Here is a 19,222-nt window from a genome sequence, read left to right on the forward strand (position 1 = left end):
CCATGCGCTGCGGATCGGGTCCGCTGCATGTGTGACCAACGTAACTCTCCCGCTCGCCGCAGCACTATCTACAGATGCAAGAACTAATCTGACATCACTCAGACAGATGGATAGTGTTTTAGTTGCGCGTAGACTAATATATCAATCGTGGACTACGTAGCCGCCGGCGAAACCGCAGGCGACCTGGACAGCATCGCGGCCGACATCCGGCATGCCCTCGACGCATCCGTCGTGATCCTGAACAGGGATTTTTCGCTCCGCGCCTATCACGCGATGTCGACGGAGATAGCCGGGGACCGCATCCAGTCGATCGTCGGCCAGACGAGCGGCACGGAAGGGTCCGGTGCTGCCCGATTCGAAAAGCTCGGACTGGCATTTACCACTCGGCCGGTGCGGATACAAGAGTCGTCGGCGGGCGGGCCGACGAGCATCATCTGCATACCCCTACGCCACCGCGGGGCAGCGTACGGCTTCCTGTTCGCGCACCCCGACGCCGACAACACGATTTCCGACGCCGACCTCGAGGCGTTGATGCCGCTCGCGGCACACGCGGGAACCCTACTGGCAGCTGAAGAGTCGAACCAGGGCATCTCCGCCCTGGCCCGGCTCTTCGAGGGCGACGCCGACGACGAGGCGGCCATCCGCACCGTCGAGTCCGCCAATCTCCTTCGCGACGACGAGGCCTTCACGGTGCTCGCCGTCGATGCCCCGACCGTCGCACTTCCGGCAGAGGTGGTCCGGGTTCCGATGGGACGGCTGACGGCGCTGGTGATGCCGGACGGCGGCTCTACCACCATGTCGGTGCAGTCGCTGGCGCAAGCGTGCGCGTCGCACGGTGCCACGGTCGGCGTGGGTGGGACGTACACCGAAATTTCCGATGCCCGGCGCAGTTGGCTCCAGGCGCGCGTGGGCATTTCGGTCATCCGCCAGGACCCGTCGATGGGACCCGTGACCTACTGGGACAGCATCGGCGCCTACCGGCTGACGGCGGTGGCGTCGGCCGAGGCCATCGCCGAGGCGGCGATCACCCCCGCCGTCAGATCGCTCCTCGAACACCGGAACACCGACCTCCGTTCGACGGCGGAAATCTACCTGGCTCATGCGGGTGACGCCGCCGCCGCGACCGCGGAGTTGAACATCCATCGTCAGACCCTGTACTACCGCCTCAGCCGTATCGAGGACCTCACGGGACTCGACCTGGCGGTGGGCGCCCATCGACTGGAACTGCACCTCGGTCTCTTTCTGGGCAAATTCCTCGGACAGTTTCCGCGCCCGTGACCTGCGGCGGCCGACGGCAAGTTGGGGCTTGACCCGATTTACTAATGCCTATAGTTTATTTCTCTGTGAGACAAACCACGCTCGATGTAGCGTTGTCTCACGCCACGGACACGTGATTCGTCAGCCCGAGGGAGGCTTGGAATGCCTGCACCGCCGATCGCCCGCCCACCGATCGACTCGAACCCGAGTCGACGCGCGGTCAGCCTCTACCTTCGACGTCGACACCGATCAGGAACGCCCTGAGCATCTCGACGAACAGCACCCGGTCCGCATCCGCGACCGATGTTCCCTCGGCGGGTGCCTCCGAATCGATCGGGGGCAACTCCACGAGCGCGGGCCTGCCGGTCGCCGTGCACATCGCGGATCCCACCGTCATCCGGTGCGTGGCCTCGAGCAGAAACAACTGACGGGACCGCGGAACCCCTTGGTCGCCCAGCAACCGCGAATACTGCGCGTACAGCTTGTGCAGGAGGTTCTCGGGAAACCAGGTGAACACCACCGGGACGATATTCGGGTGGCGCAGTAGCGAATTCCGGAACTCGAGCGACTCGGCGATCAGCCATTCCCGCCACTGTCCCGGCGCCGGGTCGGGAATCCGCGGAGTCTCCAGCACGACCGCGCGTGCCACCTCCGACAGGATCTCGGTCTTGTCGGCGAAATGGTTGTACAGGGACGGTGCCCGCACATTGAGCGCCGTCGCGATCCGTTCGAGGCTGAATCCGTCCATGCCGTCGCGATCGATGATCTCGATGGCGGCAGACACCACGGCGCTCCGCGTGATCGCCGGCTTGCGTCCCACTGATCCTCCTCAGGTCCGCGCGAATCGTACCCCCACCCCCCACCCCGAGACCCACGACAAGGAGCACGTCGATGCGTGACACCACCATTCTCCGCGCCATCCAGGCCTGGACGGTTCGCCAACCGGACGCACCGGCGCTGATCTGTCACGACACCTCGCTGACGTGGCGCGAGCTGACGGTCGCGATGGATCGCGCTGCGGCACAACTCGTGTCCTCGGGTGTACTGCCGGGTGATCGTGTCGGGGTGCTCGGCGGCCTGTCCGTGGAGTGGGCGATTGCCGCTCTGGGCGCGATCCGCGCCGGCGGCATCCTGTGCCCTCTGAACGAGCGGCACAAGTCCGTCGAACTGGGCGAGGTCTATCGGAAACTGACCCCGCGGGTGGTGGTCGCGGCGGCCGCCAACCGGGAGATCGCGGAGGCGGCGTGCACCGGCATCACCGAACCCCCGCAGATCCTGGATTCCCGGACCCTGCGCACCACCGACCTGGACGTACCCCTGCCGCCGCCGGGGCGAGATCCGGCCGACGCGGTGTGCATCATCCCGACGTCCGGGTCGACCGGACTGCCGAAGGGCGTCGTCTACACCCACGAGTCCCTGCTCGGCGCGTTCTTCGAATGGTCGCTGCAGGCACCGGAACTCATGGGCGCACGCACCCTGAACCTCAGCTCGATGTCGTTCGCCGCAGGCCTGCTCAACGGATTCCTCGCACCCCTGGTGCTCGGCGGCAGCATCGTAATGCTGCCCAAGTGGGATCCGCAGGTCGCGATGTCGCTGATCGCGTCCGAACGTGTGGCGACGATGGCAGGCACCACGATCTTCTTCGAGCAGATGGCCACGCTCCCGTCGTTCGCATCCACCGACCTCTCTTCGCTGAAGGTGGTGTTCATCGGCGGAAACCCCGTGACTCTGCAGCTGATCGAGGCATGGTCGGCGAAGGGGGTGGGCCTGCGTCAGGCGTACGGACTGACCGAGTCGCTGTCGATGGTCACGTTCCCGACCGTCGAACTGTCCATGCGCAAACCGGAGTCGGTCGGCTTCGGCGGCATCCTCACCACGGTCGAGATCATGGATCTCGACGGGACACCCTGCCCCGCCGGAATACCGGGCGAAATCTGGATCTCCGGCCCGGGCGTCGCCCGCGGGTACTGGCAGGACGACGCGCTCACCGAGCAGACGTTCGCGGGGGGATGGCTACGGACAGGCGACGTCGGCGTCAGGGACGACGAGGGCGCGATCCGGGTGGTCGGCCGCACCAAGGACGTGATCATCTCGGGCGGGATGAACATCTACGCCGCCGAACTCGAACGCGCCGTTCTCGAGCTGCCCGCAGTGCTCGAGGCGGCGGTGATCGGTGTGTCCGACGACGAGTTCGGCGAAACTCCGGCAGTCCTGCTGCGCACCTCCGCCGAGGTGCCCTCGCACGAGATCATCGATCACTGCCGAAACCGGCTGTCGAACTACAAGGTGCCCCGCTATGTCGTCTTCCGCGACAACCCGCTGCCGCGCACCTCCAGCATGAAGATCGACAAACGAATCCTGCGAGCCGAGTACGTCGACCTGCCGGAGCATCACGACCGCATCGGCCGAACCGCGTCCTGACCACAAACCTGTTGCACCGCACCGCAGGTGCGATTCTCGAACGAGTGGGAGTTCCCTCATCATGACCATCGACATCGACATGCAGACCGTGCGGGACCGCGCACTGCGGAAACTGCTGACGCACCTCGACGATTCCGTCACCGACCAGTGGGACGAGATCGCACCGTTCCAGTCGACCGACTACCACGATCCGGCGGTGGCCGAACTCGAGCGGGACCGCATCTTCGGCGAAGTGCCGTTCATCGTCGCCCACAGCACCGAACTCGCCGGCAAGAACGACTTCATCTCCGTCGAACTGCCGCGCAACAAGGTCATCGTCATCCGGCAGAAGGACGGCAGCGTGAAAGCTTTCGTCAACGCGTGCCGTCATCGTGGTGCCCAGCTGGTGACCGAGGAATCGGGCAAGTGCCGGCTCTTCTCGTGCCCGTACCACCGGTGGTCGTACGATCCGAACGGCCAGTTGCGCACCGTCACCCTCGACAACACGTTCGGTGAATTCGATCGGTCCCGATTCGGCCTCGTCGAGCTTCCCGTCGAGGAGCGTCACGGCTTCGTCTGGATCATCGACAACGCCCGGCGAGAAATCGACGTCGCCGCGTGGCTCGGGCCCGAGATGGACGAGATTCTCGGCGGGTTCGGCATCGACCGCCTCGTGAGCGTCGACCCGCACACGTATCGCCGGCCCACCAACTGGAAGATCATGCAGGACGGGTTCCTCGACAATTACCACGTCAAGTACGCGCATCCGAACACCGCGGGAAAGATGCTGCACACCAATGCCGTTGCCCTCGAGGACTACGGACGCCACTTCTGGTTCCTGACCAGCCGGAAGAGCATCGATCAGTTCATCGGCCAGGACGTGACGTGGGATCCGTCGATGGTGAATCACACCATCGAGAGCTGCTTTCTCGCGCCGAACACCATGCTGCTCAAGCATGCGACCCACATCGAGCTCCTCACGTTCCGCCCGGTGGGCGCGGACCCGAACGAGTCGATCATGCAGATGCGGATCATGGCTCCGACAGTAGAGGACAGCGGGCTGACCGAGGAGCACTGGACGAAACGGTGGAAGAAGAACTGGGACATCTTGATCTCGATCCTCCACGACGAGGACTTTCCCATCCTCGACGGTTCGCAACGCGTGCTGTCGAGCATGGATGCGGGGACGATGCTGCTCGGCCGGAACGAATTGGCCAGCCACCTCTTCCGGCGGGAAGTACGCCGCCTCGTCGAGACGGCCCCGGAGGAATGAGCATGTCCACCGCGGACACCGAACCGGAACTGATCGCGCTCCGGTGCTACGACGGTCCCCCGTCCCACGGCACCGCCCCTCTGTTCCGGGCGGCTCGCGCAGCCGACGCGGAGATGGGATTCTCCGCACCGGCCCAGTCCTTTTCGCGGTCCTCGGCACGCTCCCTGACCGCCGAGGTTCGCACCCTCCTGCACCGGTGGACCTCCTCCGCGCCGAGTGCACCCGTACTCGCCGCGGTCGTCACCGCCAGGCAACTGCGACCGTCCCTATGGGCAGTGGACATCGTGGTCGATCCGCAGTACCGGTCGATGGGCGTCGCCACCGCTGTCTTCGAGACCGTCGGTGCCGACCTGTCCGGCTTGCCTGCCCCGTTCGGTACCATCGCCGGAGCCTCGCTCGTCGGTTGTTCCTACGGCTCACATCCGGCGTCCGCACGGCTTGCGCGGCGATTCGGCGCACAGGCCGGCGGCCGACGGGACCGGCTGCTCCTACCGTCCCGTTCCGACTACGCCGCGTCCCGCATGGCGCGCTCACCGCGACCGCGGTTCGTGGCCTCTGCGGACGACGGTCGGAACGTCGGCGCGCCGCCGGTGTGGCAGTACTTCGACGATGCCGGCGCGGATGCCGGCGCCGGACGGTTGCGTATTTCCGTCGCCGACAGTCCGGCCGACACCCGCCGCCACCGGTTGGCGGGCGTGGTCCGGACCGGGATCGAGCACCTCTGGGCGAGCGGCGCCGACTCGATCGAGACCAGTGTCGACGCCTCCGACGCGGCGGCCCTCGACGTGCTCCGCTCCGCGGCGTTCCAGCACGACCGGAGCGACGCACTGTTCACCCTCGGGTAGCCCTCATGCCCCGAGCAGCAGGATCCCGGTCGCCAGCAGCGCGACGACCTTCACGACTTCCAACCCGATGTAGGCGTAGTGCGCATGGGAACGGGGAACGTCCTCACCGGCGAGGACGCGGTCGGATCGTCGGGTCAACCGGGGTCGGACACCGACCAGTTGAATCACGAGGACAACGACCGCGGTAGCTCCGGCCACCACCACCCCGGCAGCGGGACCGGCCACGAGGATCCCGGCGACGAGCAGTGCCGCCCACACCGTCTCGACGACGTTCAGGGCACGGAACACCAGCCGGCCGATCCCCAATCCGAGCGGCACCGTCACCCCGGGTGCCCGGAACTTCAGCGGCGCCTCCAGGAACGAGATCGCGACCACCATCCCCAGCCAGGTGAAGGTCACCGCGATCGAGACGGCATGAGCTGCGGTCACCTGTCCTCCTCCTGCGCCGGCCGAGGCGCCGTTCGTCCTAGCTGTCTAGCACGGGCACAACGCACGGGGAAGGGTCGTCCGGTGTATCGCTACTCCCCCGCCCCGGTGGTCGTGAACGGCAGCACGAGGCGGGACCGGTGGGTGGCGTCGCGGTAGATCTTGTGGGTGACGGGACGGCCCACGGGGAGGTGGAAGGCATCCGGCGGGAGCAATGAGTTGTGTGCGTCGGCCAGCGGTTCGTCGTTCGACAACTCCACCGTCAGACGGTGGCCGGGCCGGAACGTGTTCGCGAACGGGTAGAGACGCAGCACGTACTCCTCGATCTTCCCCGGTTCCACCGGGACGGACCGGGTGTGCGGGTGGTGCGGGTTGCCCTCGGTGGTGCGTTCGTCGAGTTCACGGTGCGAGGCCTTGAGATAGCCCGTGGTGATCAACTGGCGGGAGCCACCGGGCGCCTCGTCCCACAAACGCAGGATGAAATTCGTGTCGTCCTGATCGATCTCCGCGAAGAGATGCGCGGCGCCCGTGCCGATCATCTCCGTGTCCACCTCGAACGGTGCGGTGCTCCAATCCAGGATCTCGACGCGGTCGGTGACCGTGAGGGGCGCCTGGTAGAACCCGTCCGGCGCGGCGTATTCGGCTCCCATGGGCTCCGGCTCGAACGACAGCGTTCGACGCGGACGCAGATACAGCGACCGATACTCGACGTCCTTCGGCGGCCACTGACTGCCGGTCACGTGCTTCCGTGCGCCCTCGACGAAGACGGACACTGCCGGCTCGTCCATCACCCCGTTGTCGATGCCCTTGATCCAGTAGTCGTACCACCGGAACATCTTGTCGTGCTCCTCGATGAAGGGGCGGGACTGCATCGGCGGGTAGGGGCCGATGTCGAGCTTCTTCGGGCCCGTCACGGCGTCGAAGAGGTCGATCGTGCCGTCCATCGTCCAGCCGCGGCCCTGGTCGATCTGCAGGTAGACGGGGATGTCGATGTTCGGGGCCAGCGTGATCGGGTTGCGTTCCTCGTACCAGTCGCCGTCCAGCTCGTTCATCACGATGTCGAACCAGGCCTCGTGGTTCTTCGGGTAGTTCAGCACGTGAACCAGATTGGGCCAGGCGGCCACATCGGGATCGGCGAGACGCGCGGCGACCCGCGCCTCGATCTCCTCCGCGGAGTACGTCTCGAGCATGCGGGACTTGACGTGGTCGGTGAAGGCCCAGCCCGAGTCACCGCCGCGCCCCTCCCGGGCGGCGCGCGGCATGAACCACATGATGCCGCCGTGGTAGGTGGTCTCGTAGAAGTCGTAGTGGCCGCCGGAGACGAAGATCGCCTTCAGGTGCGGCGGACGCTCGGCGGCGGCGAGTACCTGCATCGACCCGAAGTAGGAGATGCCGATCATGCCGACGTTGCCGTCGCACCACGGCTGCTCGGCGACCCATTCGATGAAGTCGTAGGCGTCCTGGCCGAGTGAGACGCCGCCGGCGTTGTAGTTGCCGACGTGTTCACCGCCGGAACCACCGGAGCCGCGCAGGTCACCGATCACGTGGACGTAGTCCTCCGCGACGACGCGGGCGATGTCGCCCGCCTCGATGCAGCCGTCCCACATCGGGCTGGGGCGTCGCTGCGGCGGCGTGGTGAGGGCCAGTGCCTGCAGTTCCTTGCCGTAGGGGCTCAGGGCCACCAGCGCGGGCCGGGGCTTGTCCTCGACACCGGAATACGAGTCGGCGACGAGCGTGACGCCGTCCCGCATCGGCACCTGGAGATCCTTTCGGACGGCGATCTTCAGCCCGCCCGCGTCCAACGTTCGAAACTCAGCCATGAGCGCGAACTCCTTTTCTGTCAAGACTTCTGGTCGAACTGCGTGCGGTAGCCGTGGAGTGTGGTGAAGAACGGGGACGGTTCGAGTGTGGGGTCGCCGTCGTACTCGAGCCTGTCGGCAGCGAGGGCGAACGGCGAATAGGCCGAGTCGGTTTCCGGCAGACCGTGGCACAGACAGTGCCGGGCGGCGTCCTCGACCCGGGTCTCGACGTCGAGGCTCTGCTGCAGGGCCTCCCGCGCTTGCTCGCTGTCGAGTTCGACCCCGTAGGCCACCCCGTCCGCCCTGCGGTAGGGATGCCCCAGGTACAGGTGACGCGGCCGGATCTCGTCGCGCAGGTACTGCACGCTCGACCGGTAGGCGTCCGGATCCTCGTACCCGGGAAATCCGTTGGCCGCCCCGTGGACCTGGACGGCGTCGCCGACGAACACGGAGTTCTGCCCGTTCACCACGTAGGCGACGGAGCCGGCCGTGTGGCCCGGAATCGAATGCACGGAGACCGTGACGTCTCCACCCAGGGACAGCGTTTCGCCGCCCCGCACCAGCATCGTCGGTTCCATCTCACCGGAGATCACCGCGTCGGTCGCCGCGATCTGCTTCGCCTCACCCTCGGGGTCGTGCAGGTACCGCGCCCGTCCGGCGAGGTACTCGTCCACATGCGCCCGCCGCGACCGCAGCAGATGCGCGTCGGCCTCGTGGATCACGACCTGGGCGCGCCTGCCCGTCAGCTCCCACAGGGCGTGCGCCCCGCCGATGTGATCGATGTGGCCGTGGGTCAACAGGATCCAGCGAACATCCTCGATCCTGCGTCCGAGCGCCTCGAGTGCGGGCGCCATGCCCTCGGCGGGCGACGAGGCGATCCCGGTGTCGACGATCGCCGGCTCGGGGGCGTCGACGAAGAAACTGTAGAGCCCGAATCGGCCCCACGGCGAGACGAGTGGATGAATCTTCACGTCCTGCGTCATGTCACTGCCCCGGGGAGGACCGAAGGAACTCGGCGGTCTCCTCGAATGCCCTGTGGTACTCGGGGATCCAGGAGAAGTTCTGGACGAAACCGTGGTTGGCGCCGTCGTAGCGGCTGACCGTCGCATCCACTCCCGCCTCGGCCAGCCGCGTGCCGTACCACTCGCCCTCGTCGCGCATCGGATCGAACTCGGCCGTGACGATCAGCGCCGGGGGCAGCCCGGTCAGATCCGCGCGCTTGATCGGGGAGACCCGCGGGTCCGCCGGGTCGGCGCCGCTGTCGAGGTAGAAGGCGTTGAAAGGCTTCAGCCCGGCTGTCTCCACGCCGTAACCTTCGGCGTTCTCCCGCAGGGAGGGGTAGCGGTCGACGTCGAAGTCCAGGTCAAGCGACGGGTAGAACAGGATCTGGTGGGTGATGCGGTCGAATCCCTCGTCGTGGGCCAGGGCGGCGACCGCGGCGACGAACGTGCCACCCGAACTGTCCCCGGCCAACGCGAGCGTCGAGCCGTCCCACTGCAGGGCCGTGCCGTTCTCGGCGGCCCACCGGACCGCGCCGAGGCAATCCTGCAGACCGGCCGGGAACGCCGCCTCGGGCGCCCGGCGGTAGCCGACGGAGATCACCTTCAGCCCGGTCTCCTTTGCCAGGCTCCGGGCGACATGATCGTGCGTGTCGAGGCTGCCGAGGAAGAAGGCGCCGCCGTGGAAATAGAGGAGCAGGCCGTAGGAGTCGGCGTCGACCGGCGTGTAGATCCGGACCGGGACGTCCCCCGCGGTGGTGTCCTCGACTGCGTGGAGTGCCAGGCGTTCCTCGACGGGAGGGACCTGCGCTTCCTCGCCGGCGCGCATCGCGGCCGGGTCGAGGGAGTCGGGCGGAGCGGGCAGGGCGCGCAGGATCTTGGCGATCTCGGGGTGCAGAGGCATGGTGTCAGGCCTCCACCGGAGCGGCGGGCTTCTGACCCGGGAACACGTCGTCGACTTCGTCCTCGGTCCACCCCTGACGGGAGATGCGCTGCAGTTCGTCCGTCACCGGCTTGCGGGTCGCCTGATACAGCGCCAGCGCCTCCCCTACCGAATCCGCCTCCTGCAGTGCGTCGGCGAGTGCGCCGGCGTCCAGGATGGCCGAGTTCGCGCCCTGCCCCTGGTGGTGCAGCATCGAGTGGGCGGCATCGCCGACGAGGACAACCGAATTCGAGTGCCACCGCTCGACCGGGTCGATGTCGTAGACCGCGCGAACGCTCACGGTGTCCAGGTCGAGGTCGCGTGCGATCTTCACGATCCGCTCGTCGAAGCCGTCCAGCGTCGCGAGAACGTCGTCCTTCGTGACGGCCGGCGCCCAGGTTCCGTCGGCGCACAGGGCGGTGATGTCGAAGGACACCTGACCGCGGTGACGCAGCGGCAGCAAGTACACCTTCGTGCCCTTGCCGATGTACATCCGGAGGTTGTCGTCGACGACCATCCCGTGGGCGTCGTCGACGGGGATCACCGTGCGATAGGCGTGTTCCCCGGAGAAAACCGGATCCTTGTCGCTGAACAATTGCCTGCGCACCACCGACTTGATGCCGTCGGCGCCGACGACCAGATCCGCCTCGACGGTCTTGCCGCCTCCGAAGGTGAGGACGGAACGCTCGCCCCGATCCTCGACGGACTCGAGGGTGTGGCCGAGATGAACCATGCCGTCGGGGAGCACGCCGAGGAGGGCGTCGATGAAGTCGCCCCGGTGGATCAGGTGGGTCTTGGTCTCCTCGGCATAGTCCCCGATTCCCGGCCACGACTCCTTCATGATCGGGTCGCCGGTGCCGGTGAGGATCTCGAAATAGTCACTGGGCGAGCTGACCTTCGCGATCGCGTCGAAGATCCCCCACTGACGGAAGCGGTCCATGGTCGAGGGACGCAGGCCGATGCCGGCGCCGACCTCCCGGATCCGGCTCGCCTGCTCGTACACGTGGACGTCGGCGCCGAGTAGGCTCAGCGCCTTGGCCGACGCCGCACCGGCGTACCCTGCACCGACGATGGCAATGGTCAGGTTCTTCAGCTCTGTTGACTGCATTTCTCGTCCTTGTCAGTTCTGCTGGATGGTCAAGAAGTCTGCCGGGTTCTCGACGAACAACTTGGTGATCGTGGCCTCGTCCAGACCGGCCTCGCGCAGGTCCGGAATGAGGTCCTCGAAGAGGTAATTCACGGTGTGGCCCTTGACACCCGGCCACCCGAGCGGACTGCAGTTGGCATCGACGCCGGCGAGTGCCCGGTCCAGGTGGCCGTGACCGAGGAAACGGAGAAAATGGTCCAGGCGCTCCTTGCGCGGCCGGGCCCAGAACGGCGGGTCCTCGAGCTCGGTCTCGTAACCGAACGTGTCGAAGCCGACACGACCGCCCTGTTCGGCGATCCACGTGTCGCGCGTCTTGTCGGCGTTCACACCGTCGTCGACGTGACCGAACAGCACGCGGTCGAGCGGCAGACCCTCTTCGTGGAAGATGGCGATGGCGTTCTCGGCGTCGATCGCCAGGTGGGTCAGGATCGGCACGCCGGTGCTCAGCGCGGCGCGGGCGGCGGCGCGGTAGATCCGCTTGTCCAGATCCGTCATCCGGCCCCCGCGGCTCACCCCCACCTTGATGACGCCGGCGAGGCTGCCGGTGCCCCCGATGCCGACGGTGATCTCGTGCTCGAACTGCTGCGTCAGGTAGTCGACGCTCGCCCGTTCGAAGAACGGCAGCGCCGTGTCGCCGCCGACGAAGCCGGTGCAGGCGACGATGTGCACGCCGGTCTTGGCGGACAGCGACTTGTAGTAATCGACGTCGCGGCCGTTGCAGATTCCGGTGACGTCGACGAAGGTCCCGCCCCCGTACTCGTGGAATGCGCGCAGCTTCGGGACGGTCTCCAGGTACCGCTCCTCGGGGGTCTTCCACCATCTCGTGTCCAGCTCGGAGCCGGGCATGCCGTACCCGATGTGCTCGTGGACGGCCACGATCCCCAGCTCCTCGGTGGGGATCGGCCCCAGAACGGTGTTCACTCTCGACACAACACTCACCTCTACAGAAGTCGAAACTCGATGGTTGCCCGCGGTCGCGGATGTCAGCGGACGGACAGCAGTTCGCGCGGGTTGTCCTCGAGGATGCGCTTGACGTCCTCCGCGCTGAGCCCCTGCGCGTTGAGGAGGGGCACGAACGCCGACAGGACGTAGCTGAACGGAACGTCGCGCTCCGGCTGCCCCTTGGCGACACCGATTGCATTGCTCGAGAGCAGAATTCGATCACCGTGGCCGGAGTCGACCAGTTCGCGCACCAACGCGGCACGCTCGTCGTCGGCGACATGGGTGTCGTCGGCCGTGCCCGATCCCACGTGATCGAGGGCGACGAAGGCGCCTCGGCGGGCGACCTCCAGCGGTGCGCCGGCCTTCACCGCGTCCGTGCGGTCGAGCCCGCCGACGACGATGCGGTCGGCGGGTACCTTCTCCTCGAGGAGGATCTCGAGGTCGTTCAGTGCGTCCTTGCCGAAGCGGATCGAGACCGCGACTCCGGTGGCCAGGGCGGTCCGGGCGGCGCCACGGAACAGGCTCTCCTCGGTGGCCGTCATGCCCTCGCGGTTCGCGGCGGTGGTCACCAGGCCCGCGGCGCCGCGGCGCTCGACCCGCGGAACCACCATGCCCTCGGCGATCTCCTTGGTGAAGAGGTCGGCGAACTTTTCCGCGGGCCACGGCGTCGGCGGATTGGTCTGTGGCGTAAGGAAGTAGCCGCCGAGCATCTCCTCCGGGCCCATGCCTGTCGACGCGACGACGTGCACACCCGTCGACCGCGAGAGTGCCTCGTACAGCCTCACGTCCCGACCGTGGAACATGCCGGTGCTGTCGACGATCGTCCGCCCGCCGTGGTCCCGGAAGTCCGTCAACTTCGCTTTGAGAGTCTCGAAGATCTCGGCGCGGTCCAGGGTGACGTCGAATGCGTGCTCGGCGCCCGGAACCACCGACAGCAGCGCCTCGTGCACCGAGACGACACCCAACTCGTCGGCGGGAACCGGGCCGAGGACGGTGTGGACGGTGTGATTCTCGGTGGTGTGGACGCCGCTCATCGGCTCTTCCTTTCGTCAGCGTCGTGTCGGGCACGACGTGGTGCGAGTCACGATAGTTTTCACACTACAAGCTGTCAAGTGAGTTATCTAGAAGATAAGTGAGTGTGCTGACTGATTGGTGGATGGACTGCCGCTACAATCTGGGGTCATGTCGCTCCGTGCCGCACAGAAGCAGATGACCTACGAGCTCTTTCTCGCGAAAGGACTGGAGCTGTTCGGCACCAAGGGCTACGCCGCGACCACGATCGACGACATCGCCACCGCCGCGGGCTCGACCCGGACCACGTTCTACCTGCACTTCGCATCCAAGGCCGACGTGATGAGTGCGCTGCTGACGAAGGTCGACGCAATCCTCACCGCCGCCGACGACCCCACGCTGACCGCGGTGGTCGCCTCCGGCTCGCGCGACCTGATCCGGGCGTGGCTGGACCGCAAGTTCTCGCAGTGGGACGAGATCAAGCCCTACCTCACCGCGTCGTACCAGGCCGCCCACGAGCCGGGCGTCGCGGACAGGACCGAGCAATGGTTCGAGGACGCGGTCGGCCAGATGACCGCAGGACTGGACCAGGAGAAGCGTTTCCCGCCGGATCGTCGCCAGATCCGCTGCGTGCTCGCCTTCGGCCAGCTCGAGCACCTCTCGCGCCGCTACTTCTCGATCGGCTGGCGGATCCCCCGCGAGGTCTGCCTCGACGAGCTCACCGAGTCGTGGTTCTCGCTGCTGGCGTCGGACGACTGAGCTCACCCACATCGCCTGCCACGTCGGCGATCTCGTACAGAATGCCGGTGCCCGGATCGGCCACGGTCTCCGACTCCGGCCGGCTGCCGACGAGGCCGAACAGGGTGAGGGCGGCGGACGCGGCGGCGCACAGCGCGCACACCAGGAACGCCAGGCTGTAGCCGCTGCCGAGCGAGGTGAGCGCCAACTCGTGAACGGCCGCGGGCATCGGCGGCATCGGATTTCCGGGACCGGGCGCCTGCGCCGGGTCGGTCGGCACCGGGATCACCGGCATCGAGTTGAGCGCCATCGCACCGCCGTGCTCGGCGATCCCCTCGACCGCGCCGGCATGGGCCGCTCCGAGATCCGACTCCCCCACGGCGGCGCCGACACCGTCCCGCACCCCGCCGTTGGCGACGCTGTTGGCGACGGCGGCCACGAGGACCGGGCCCAGGGCGAAACCGAAGTCGCGCAACAGATTGGTTGTGGCACTGGCCATGCCGGCCAGGCGCAGCGGCACGGAGTTGATAGCCACCGCGGTGATCGACGCGACCGTGAAGGTGAACCCGACGCCGAGGAGCAGCATCGGCGCGGCGAAATCCGTCCACTCCCCGGTCCGGACGTCGAACCGCGCGCAGATGGCACCGGCGATTGCGATCAGCGTGAAGCCCGACGTCAGCACCCAGCGCGGCGAGATGCCGTGGATCAGGCGTGACACGAGTGGCACCAGCAGAAACGCCGGCCCCTGAATGACCAGGAACAACGCGCCGATCTTCAGCGGCGACACGTGCTGGACCGCGCCGAGCCAGATGCTCATCGAGAAGCAGATGCCGAGGAAGGCGAACATCCCGACCACCGCGGTGATGCCCGAGATCGCGAATGCCCGGTGGGCGAACAGATTCAGGTGCAGCAGCGGCACCTCGGTGCGCAACTCGACGACGACGAACGCGAACAGGCACACGACGCCGACGGCGAACCCCACGACGATCGTGGTGTCGCCCCAGCCGACCTCGGACCCCTGCGTCAGCGCCCACAGCAGCGCGATCAGGCCCACCGCCAGGGTCACCTGGCCGGGGACGTCGAGCGTGCGGCCCTCCGGGGAGGACGAGTCCTGCGCGCCCAGCGAGACGACGAAGGAGATCAGCGCGGCGGCGATCACGACACCGAAAGCCCAACGCCAGCTGCCGTATTCGGCGAGCACGGCGGCCATCATCGGAGAGACGGCGGCGCCGAGGGACAGGAAGCCGGCCCACAGCGCGATCGCCTTGGCCCGGGCCTGAGCGTCGGGCGCCACGGCGGCGAGCATGGCAAGCGAGATCGGATACAGCACACCGGCGCCGATGCCCGCGATCGCCTGGCCGATCCACATCAGGTGCACCTCGTGCGCGCTCGCACACACCGCGGCCCCGGCGACGATCAGCAGCGCTCCCCCGAGGAGCAGGCGTTTCCGTCCGAACAGGTCACCGAGCACGCCGAAGGTCAGTTCGAACACCACCATCGTCGTGGCGAAGGCGGCGCTGATCCAGGTGAGTTCCGCACCGGAGATGGCGAAGGACTGCTGGAAGGTTCCGTTCAGGGCGCCGGGTAGCGAGTACGCCACCTGGGCCACCATGACGGCCAGGCACGCGGCCACGAGGGTCGCCGCGTATCGCGGCGACCGCGCAGTCGAGTTACTCATCGTGTGAGCTCCTTGCTCGAGGATTCCCGTGCCGCCGCAACGGCAGCCGGGGTGCGTTTGTGATACATGCCACGCACTGATTGAGCAAGGTGTCATATCGGTTTACAGCTTGTCAAGGAATTGCTGTCGAGACCACCCGGAGACCATCCGCAGCCGGTACCCGCGGGATACTCTGGGATCACTGCCCGCCAACAACGGGATGACTCGAACCTGCCGCCGGTGCGGTGACGCCGGCCGGGATGGGGCGTGCGATGGCCGAATTCGATCCGATGGCCACCCAGCGTGACAACGCCGGGGACATCACAGCAGAGTTGGAAGCCGACGGATTCTCCGACATCCGGGAGATCGGGCGCGGCGGGTTCGGGGTCGTCTATTGATGCCGGCAGCCGCACCTGGACCGCACGGTCGCGGTCAAGGTGCTGGCCGCCGAACCTGCCTCCGAGGACCTGGCACGGTTCCTGCGCGAGCAGCGGGCGATGGGCCGACTGTCCGGGCACCGCCACATCGTCACCATTCTGCAGGTCGGCACGACGACGGCGGGCCGCCCGTACCTCGTGATGCCGTATCACCGATATGGCTCGCTCGACGCCACGATCCGCCGTAGCGGCCCGCTGGGCTGGGCCGACACGCTGCGTCTGGGGATTGCGTTGGCTGGGGCGCTCGAGACCGCCCACCAGGCCGGGGTCGTGCACCGTGACGTCAAACCGGCGAACATCTTGCTGACCGAGTACGGCGAGCCGCAGTTGGCCGATTTCGGGATCGCCCGGATTTCCGGGGGCTTCGAGACCGGTACAGGTGTGATCACCGGTTCGCCCGCGTTCACCGCCCCCGAGGTCCTGGCCGGGCAGAGCCCCACCCCGGCATCGGACATCTACAGCCTGGGCGCGAGCTTGTTCTGCGCTCTGACGGGGCACGCCGCTTTCGAACGCCGCAGCGGCGAAGAGCTCGTCGCCCAGTTCGTGAGAATCACCAAGGAGCCGATGCCGGATCTGCGGGATCCGGCCATTCCCGATGCGGTGGGGGCGGTGATCGGACACGCCATGGCCGCCGAACCCACGGCTCGGCCACGCACGGCGGCGGAGTTCGAGGACGAGCTGCGCGACACCGTGACCCGGGCCGGAGCGCTCGTCGACGAGGACCCGCCGCTCCGCGGTCCCGCGAATGTGCACGTGGGATCGTCGGAATCGGTGCCCATGCCCGCCGAAACACCCGCCCGCCCGCAGCACCTGCGACGTGCGCCGCCGACTGCTGCGACGAAGTTCAGGCCACCCACCGCACCGAAGTCGCTGGTGCGCCGGGCACGGCTGCTCGAGACTCTGCAGGCCACGCCGCGGAGGCTGGTGCTCATTCACGCGCCCGCCGGATACGGCAAGTCCACCCTCGCCGCCCAGTGGCGCGAGGTGCTCGTCGCCGAGGGCACGGCGGTGGCGTGGCTGTCCGTCGACAACGACGACAACAACCTCGTGTGGTTTCTCGCGCATCTGATCGAGGCGATCCGGCGTGTGCAGCCCACTCTGGGAAACGATCTCGGTCAGGTGCTCGAAGACCACGGCGCCGACGCCGATCGTTACGTGCTGACCTCACTGGTAGACGAGGTCCACGACCGGGGGATGCCGGTGGCGGTCGTGATCGACGACTGGCACCGGGTCACCGATCCCGCGACCGTCGCTGCCCTGGGCTACCTGCTCGACAACGGCTGCCACCACCTCCAGATCATCGTCACCAGCCGGACCCGATCAGGACTGCCGCTCGGCCGCATGAAAGTTCGCGACGAACTGGTCGAGGTCACCGCCATGGACCTGCGTTTCGACCTCGACGAGTCCGCCCGCCTTCTCATCGACGTGAACGGACTCGCGCTGGCCGAATCCGAACTGGCCTCGCTGACACGGTCCACCGACGGGTGGGTCGCCGCTCTGCAGCTCGCGTCCCTGTCGCTCCGCGATCGACCCGATGCAGGAGAATTGATCGCCCACCTGTCCGGGCGACATCATGCCATCGGCGAGTTCCTGGCCGAGAATGTGCTGAGTGCACTCGAACCCGATCTTCTCGACTTCCTGATGGCCACGTCGATTCCGGAACGAATCTGCGGCGACCTCGCGGGAGTCCTCGCGGACACGCCCCGCGGACAGGCTCTGCTCGAGGAGGTCGAAGAGCGGGATCTGTTCCTGCGCAGCCTCGACGACGACCGGGACTGGTTCCGTTATCACCATCTGTTCGCGGAGTTTCTCCGACGCCGGCTCGAGCGCGAGGCCCCCGAGCAGCTCGCACGGTTGCACCGGAGAGCGTCGGACTGGTTCGCCGACCACCACGCGCTCGGTGAGGCGGTCGATCATGCCCTGGCCGCCGGCGATGACGACCGCGCCGTGGACCTGATCGAGTCGCACGCGATGAGTCTGATCGAAAGCTCGAAGATGGGCACGGTCCTCGCTCTGGTCGCGAAACTGCCCGTACCGGTCGCGCAGAACCGGGCGCGGCTCCAGCTGATCGTGGCGTGGGCCAACGTCCTGCTGCACCGACTCGAGCCGATGCAGGCCGCCCTGGCGCGGGTCGAGATCGCCCTCGACGAGCACACACTGACCGAGGTGCAGGCGATCGATCTGCGGGTGGAGGCGGCGGTCATCGCAGACGTCGGCCGGTGCCACGCCGATGCCATCGACGACGCCTGCGAACAGGCCCGCGAATGTCTGAGACGACCGGACACCCTGCCGCCGTTCGTCGTCGCCGCCGCAGCGGACGTCACCTCTTTCGCCGACATCTGCGCTTTCGACTTCGATGCCGCCCGTCGACTGCAGGACTGGGCACGGGTTTTCCACCAGCAGACCCACGGCCCGCACTTCGGGATGATCGGGCAGTGTTTCGCCGGTATCGCCGCTCACGAACTCCTCGACATCACCGCCGCGGAGGGCCACTTCCGGGCCGCCTGGAACCTCGCCGTGGCGTCCGTCGGTGTCCACTCGTACGCGGCACAGCTGTCCGGGGCTCTGCTCGGCGACCTGCTGTATCAGCAGGGGATGATCGATGAGGCCGAACGCCTGCTCGATGCCAGTTATCGTCTCGGCGCCGAGGGCGGCGTCGTGGATTTCATGCTCGCCAGTTACGGCACCGGGGCCCGGATCAAGGCCCTGCGCGGGGACATGGCCGCGGCCGCGCAGCGGTTGGACGAGGGCGCCGCCACGGCCCGGACGTTGTCACTGCCACGGCTGGCGGCGCGGATCGACAACGAGCGGATTCGCTGCGGATTGGACCCGGGCATCGACTTGCGCACCCACATCCGGCAGCGATCGGCATCAGAACGACTACCTGCCGGGATCAGCACTCGAACAACCGAAATCGACGAAGACTCTCACATCCGGCTGCTCTTGGCCGCCGGCGACCATGACCGTGCGTGTGCCCGGATGGAGGCGGTGGTGCGGACACTCGAAGCCGCCCGGCGACCGCGGGCCCTCCTCGAGGCCAGGGTGCTGTACGCGCGGAGCCTGGCCGCCGCGGGCAGGATCACCGTCGCGAAACAGGTCCTGATTCCCGTCGCGGCGACCTGCGCCGAGTGCGGTCTGCCCCGCCTGCTGGCCGACGGCGGCGAACTCGTCACCGGACTCCTCGACGAGATAACCGACGATCGACGACGTGGATAGCGCCAAACGTCGGTACTCGGGCGAGCCGTGGCCCCCCAGGGGGGCCCGCGCGCCCCGGGAAAACCCCCGTTGCGCCGGCGCGCGCGCCGGCCGGGCCCGCGACCGGGCCCGCCGCGGGGGGCCCGCGCCGCCCGGACCCGGCGCGCGCCCCGCC

16 protein-coding genes are annotated in these 19,222 nt (G+C 67.5%); 7 read left to right on the forward strand and 9 right to left on the reverse strand.

All coding sequences use genetic code 11. From position 1 onward, the window contains the following. Positions 1-147: 147 nt before the first annotated feature. Positions 148-1,278: a helix-turn-helix domain-containing protein gene (locus tag ACFTWF_RS29445; protein ID WP_378464657.1), complete on the forward strand. Its 1,131-nt coding sequence runs from the start codon at positions 148-150 to the stop codon at positions 1,276-1,278. Between the two features lie 199 nt (positions 1,279-1,477). On the opposite strand, the gene ACFTWF_RS29450 is transcribed toward ACFTWF_RS29445, so the two are convergent. Beyond that, entirely contained in the window at positions 1,478-2,077 is a 600-nt protein-coding gene (locus tag ACFTWF_RS29450; protein WP_378464658.1) for a TetR family transcriptional regulator, read from the reverse strand. Between the two features lie 71 nt (positions 2,078-2,148). Between ACFTWF_RS29450 and ACFTWF_RS29455 the strand changes: the two genes are divergently transcribed. From ACFTWF_RS29455 to ACFTWF_RS29465, 3 genes are all read left to right on the forward strand, one after another. Further along, positions 2,149-3,678 carry a class I adenylate-forming enzyme family protein gene (locus ACFTWF_RS29455; protein WP_378464659.1) on the forward strand — a complete coding sequence of 510 codons (1,530 nt, stop codon included), beginning with the start codon at positions 2,149-2,151 and terminating at the stop codon, positions 3,676-3,678. Between the two features lie 61 nt (positions 3,679-3,739). Then, complete coding sequence (locus ACFTWF_RS29460) at positions 3,740-4,930, forward strand: aromatic ring-hydroxylating dioxygenase subunit alpha (RefSeq protein WP_378464660.1); 1,191 nt, start codon at positions 3,740-3,742, stop codon at positions 4,928-4,930. 2 nt (positions 4,931-4,932) lie between these two features. Next, entirely contained in the window at positions 4,933-5,775 is an 843-nt protein-coding gene (locus ACFTWF_RS29465) for a hypothetical protein (RefSeq protein ID WP_378464661.1), read from the forward strand. A 3-nt stretch (positions 5,776-5,778) separates the two neighbouring features. On the opposite strand, the gene ACFTWF_RS29470 is transcribed toward ACFTWF_RS29465, so the two are convergent. The 7 genes from ACFTWF_RS29470 to ACFTWF_RS29500 form a co-directional block, all read right to left on the reverse strand. Next, on the reverse strand, positions 5,779-6,153 hold the full coding sequence (locus ACFTWF_RS29470) for a hypothetical protein (protein WP_378464676.1): 375 nt from the start codon (positions 6,151-6,153) through the stop codon (positions 5,779-5,781). A gap of 140 nt (positions 6,154-6,293) precedes the next feature. Beyond that, positions 6,294-8,021 carry a CocE/NonD family hydrolase gene (locus ACFTWF_RS29475; RefSeq protein WP_378464662.1) on the reverse strand — a complete coding sequence of 576 codons (1,728 nt, stop codon included), beginning with the start codon at positions 8,019-8,021 and terminating at the stop codon, positions 6,294-6,296. Between the two features lie 20 nt (positions 8,022-8,041). After that, positions 8,042-8,983 (reverse strand): MBL fold metallo-hydrolase, encoded by a 942-nt coding sequence (locus ACFTWF_RS29480; protein ID WP_378464663.1) that lies wholly within the window; start codon positions 8,981-8,983, stop codon positions 8,042-8,044. Between the two features lies 1 nt (position 8,984). Next, positions 8,985-9,902 (reverse strand): alpha/beta hydrolase, encoded by a 918-nt coding sequence (locus ACFTWF_RS29485; protein ID WP_378464664.1) that lies wholly within the window; start codon positions 9,900-9,902, stop codon positions 8,985-8,987. A gap of 4 nt (positions 9,903-9,906) precedes the next feature. After that, positions 9,907-11,028 (reverse strand): FAD-dependent oxidoreductase, encoded by a 1,122-nt coding sequence (locus ACFTWF_RS29490; RefSeq protein WP_378464665.1) that lies wholly within the window; start codon positions 11,026-11,028, stop codon positions 9,907-9,909. 12 nt (positions 11,029-11,040) lie between these two features. Then, complete coding sequence (locus tag ACFTWF_RS29495) at positions 11,041-11,997, reverse strand: phosphotriesterase (protein ID WP_378464666.1); 957 nt, start codon at positions 11,995-11,997, stop codon at positions 11,041-11,043. A gap of 53 nt (positions 11,998-12,050) precedes the next feature. Beyond that, entirely contained in the window at positions 12,051-13,043 is a 993-nt protein-coding gene (locus tag ACFTWF_RS29500; protein ID WP_378464667.1) for a phosphotriesterase, read from the reverse strand. 175 nt (positions 13,044-13,218) lie between these two features. Between ACFTWF_RS29500 and ACFTWF_RS29505 the strand changes: the two genes are divergently transcribed. Further along, positions 13,219-13,779, forward strand: a complete 561-nt coding sequence (locus ACFTWF_RS29505) for a TetR/AcrR family transcriptional regulator (RefSeq protein WP_378464668.1) — start codon at positions 13,219-13,221, stop codon at positions 13,777-13,779. On the opposite strand, the gene ACFTWF_RS29510 is transcribed toward ACFTWF_RS29505, so the two are convergent. Next, a complete protein-coding gene (locus ACFTWF_RS29510) occupies positions 13,739-15,436 on the reverse strand; it encodes an MFS transporter (RefSeq protein WP_378464669.1) in 1,698 nt (565 codons plus the stop codon). The two genes, ACFTWF_RS29505 and ACFTWF_RS29510, sit on opposite strands and share 41 nt — an antisense overlap. Positions 15,437-15,687: 251 nt before the next feature. Between ACFTWF_RS29510 and ACFTWF_RS29515 the strand changes: the two genes are divergently transcribed. Further along, entirely contained in the window at positions 15,688-15,813 is a 126-nt protein-coding gene (locus ACFTWF_RS29515; RefSeq protein ID WP_378464670.1) for a hypothetical protein, read from the forward strand. Positions 15,814-15,828: 15 nt separating this feature from the next. Next, entirely contained in the window at positions 15,829-19,068 is a 3,240-nt protein-coding gene (locus ACFTWF_RS29520) for a protein kinase (protein WP_378464677.1), read from the forward strand. The last annotated feature ends 154 nt before the right edge of the window (positions 19,069-19,222 follow it).

This window comes from Rhodococcus sp. NPDC056960 (assembly GCF_042674125.1).
Taxonomy (GTDB): domain Bacteria; phylum Actinomycetota; class Actinomycetes; order Mycobacteriales; family Mycobacteriaceae; genus Rhodococcus_F.

Coding starts and splice junctions, on each gene's coding strand:
- ACFTWF_RS29470 (WP_378464676.1), bottom strand. CDS start 6,153: ATGGTGGTCGCGATCTCGTTCCTGGAGGCGCCGCTGAAGTTCCGGGCA.
- ACFTWF_RS29480 (WP_378464663.1), bottom strand. CDS start 8,983: ATGACGCAGGACGTGAAGATTCATCCACTCGTCTCGCCGTGGGGCCGA.
- ACFTWF_RS29510 (WP_378464669.1), bottom strand. CDS start 15,436: ATGAGTAACTCGACTGCGCGGTCGCCGCGATACGCGGCGACCCTCGTG.
- ACFTWF_RS29500 (WP_378464667.1), bottom strand. CDS start 13,043: ATGAGCGGCGTCCACACCACCGAGAATCACACCGTCCACACCGTCCTC.
- ACFTWF_RS29455 (WP_378464659.1), top strand. CDS start 2,149: ATGCGTGACACCACCATTCTCCGCGCCATCCAGGCCTGGACGGTTCGC.
- ACFTWF_RS29465 (WP_378464661.1), top strand. CDS start 4,933: ATGTCCACCGCGGACACCGAACCGGAACTGATCGCGCTCCGGTGCTAC.
- ACFTWF_RS29505 (WP_378464668.1), top strand. CDS start 13,219: ATGACCTACGAGCTCTTTCTCGCGAAAGGACTGGAGCTGTTCGGCACC.
- ACFTWF_RS29485 (WP_378464664.1), bottom strand. CDS start 9,902: ATGCCTCTGCACCCCGAGATCGCCAAGATCCTGCGCGCCCTGCCCGCT.
- ACFTWF_RS29475 (WP_378464662.1), bottom strand. CDS start 8,021: ATGGCTGAGTTTCGAACGTTGGACGCGGGCGGGCTGAAGATCGCCGTC.
- ACFTWF_RS29460 (WP_378464660.1), top strand. CDS start 3,740: ATGACCATCGACATCGACATGCAGACCGTGCGGGACCGCGCACTGCGG.
- ACFTWF_RS29490 (WP_378464665.1), bottom strand. CDS start 11,028: ATGCAGTCAACAGAGCTGAAGAACCTGACCATTGCCATCGTCGGTGCA.
- ACFTWF_RS29515 (WP_378464670.1), top strand. CDS start 15,688: ATGGCCGAATTCGATCCGATGGCCACCCAGCGTGACAACGCCGGGGAC.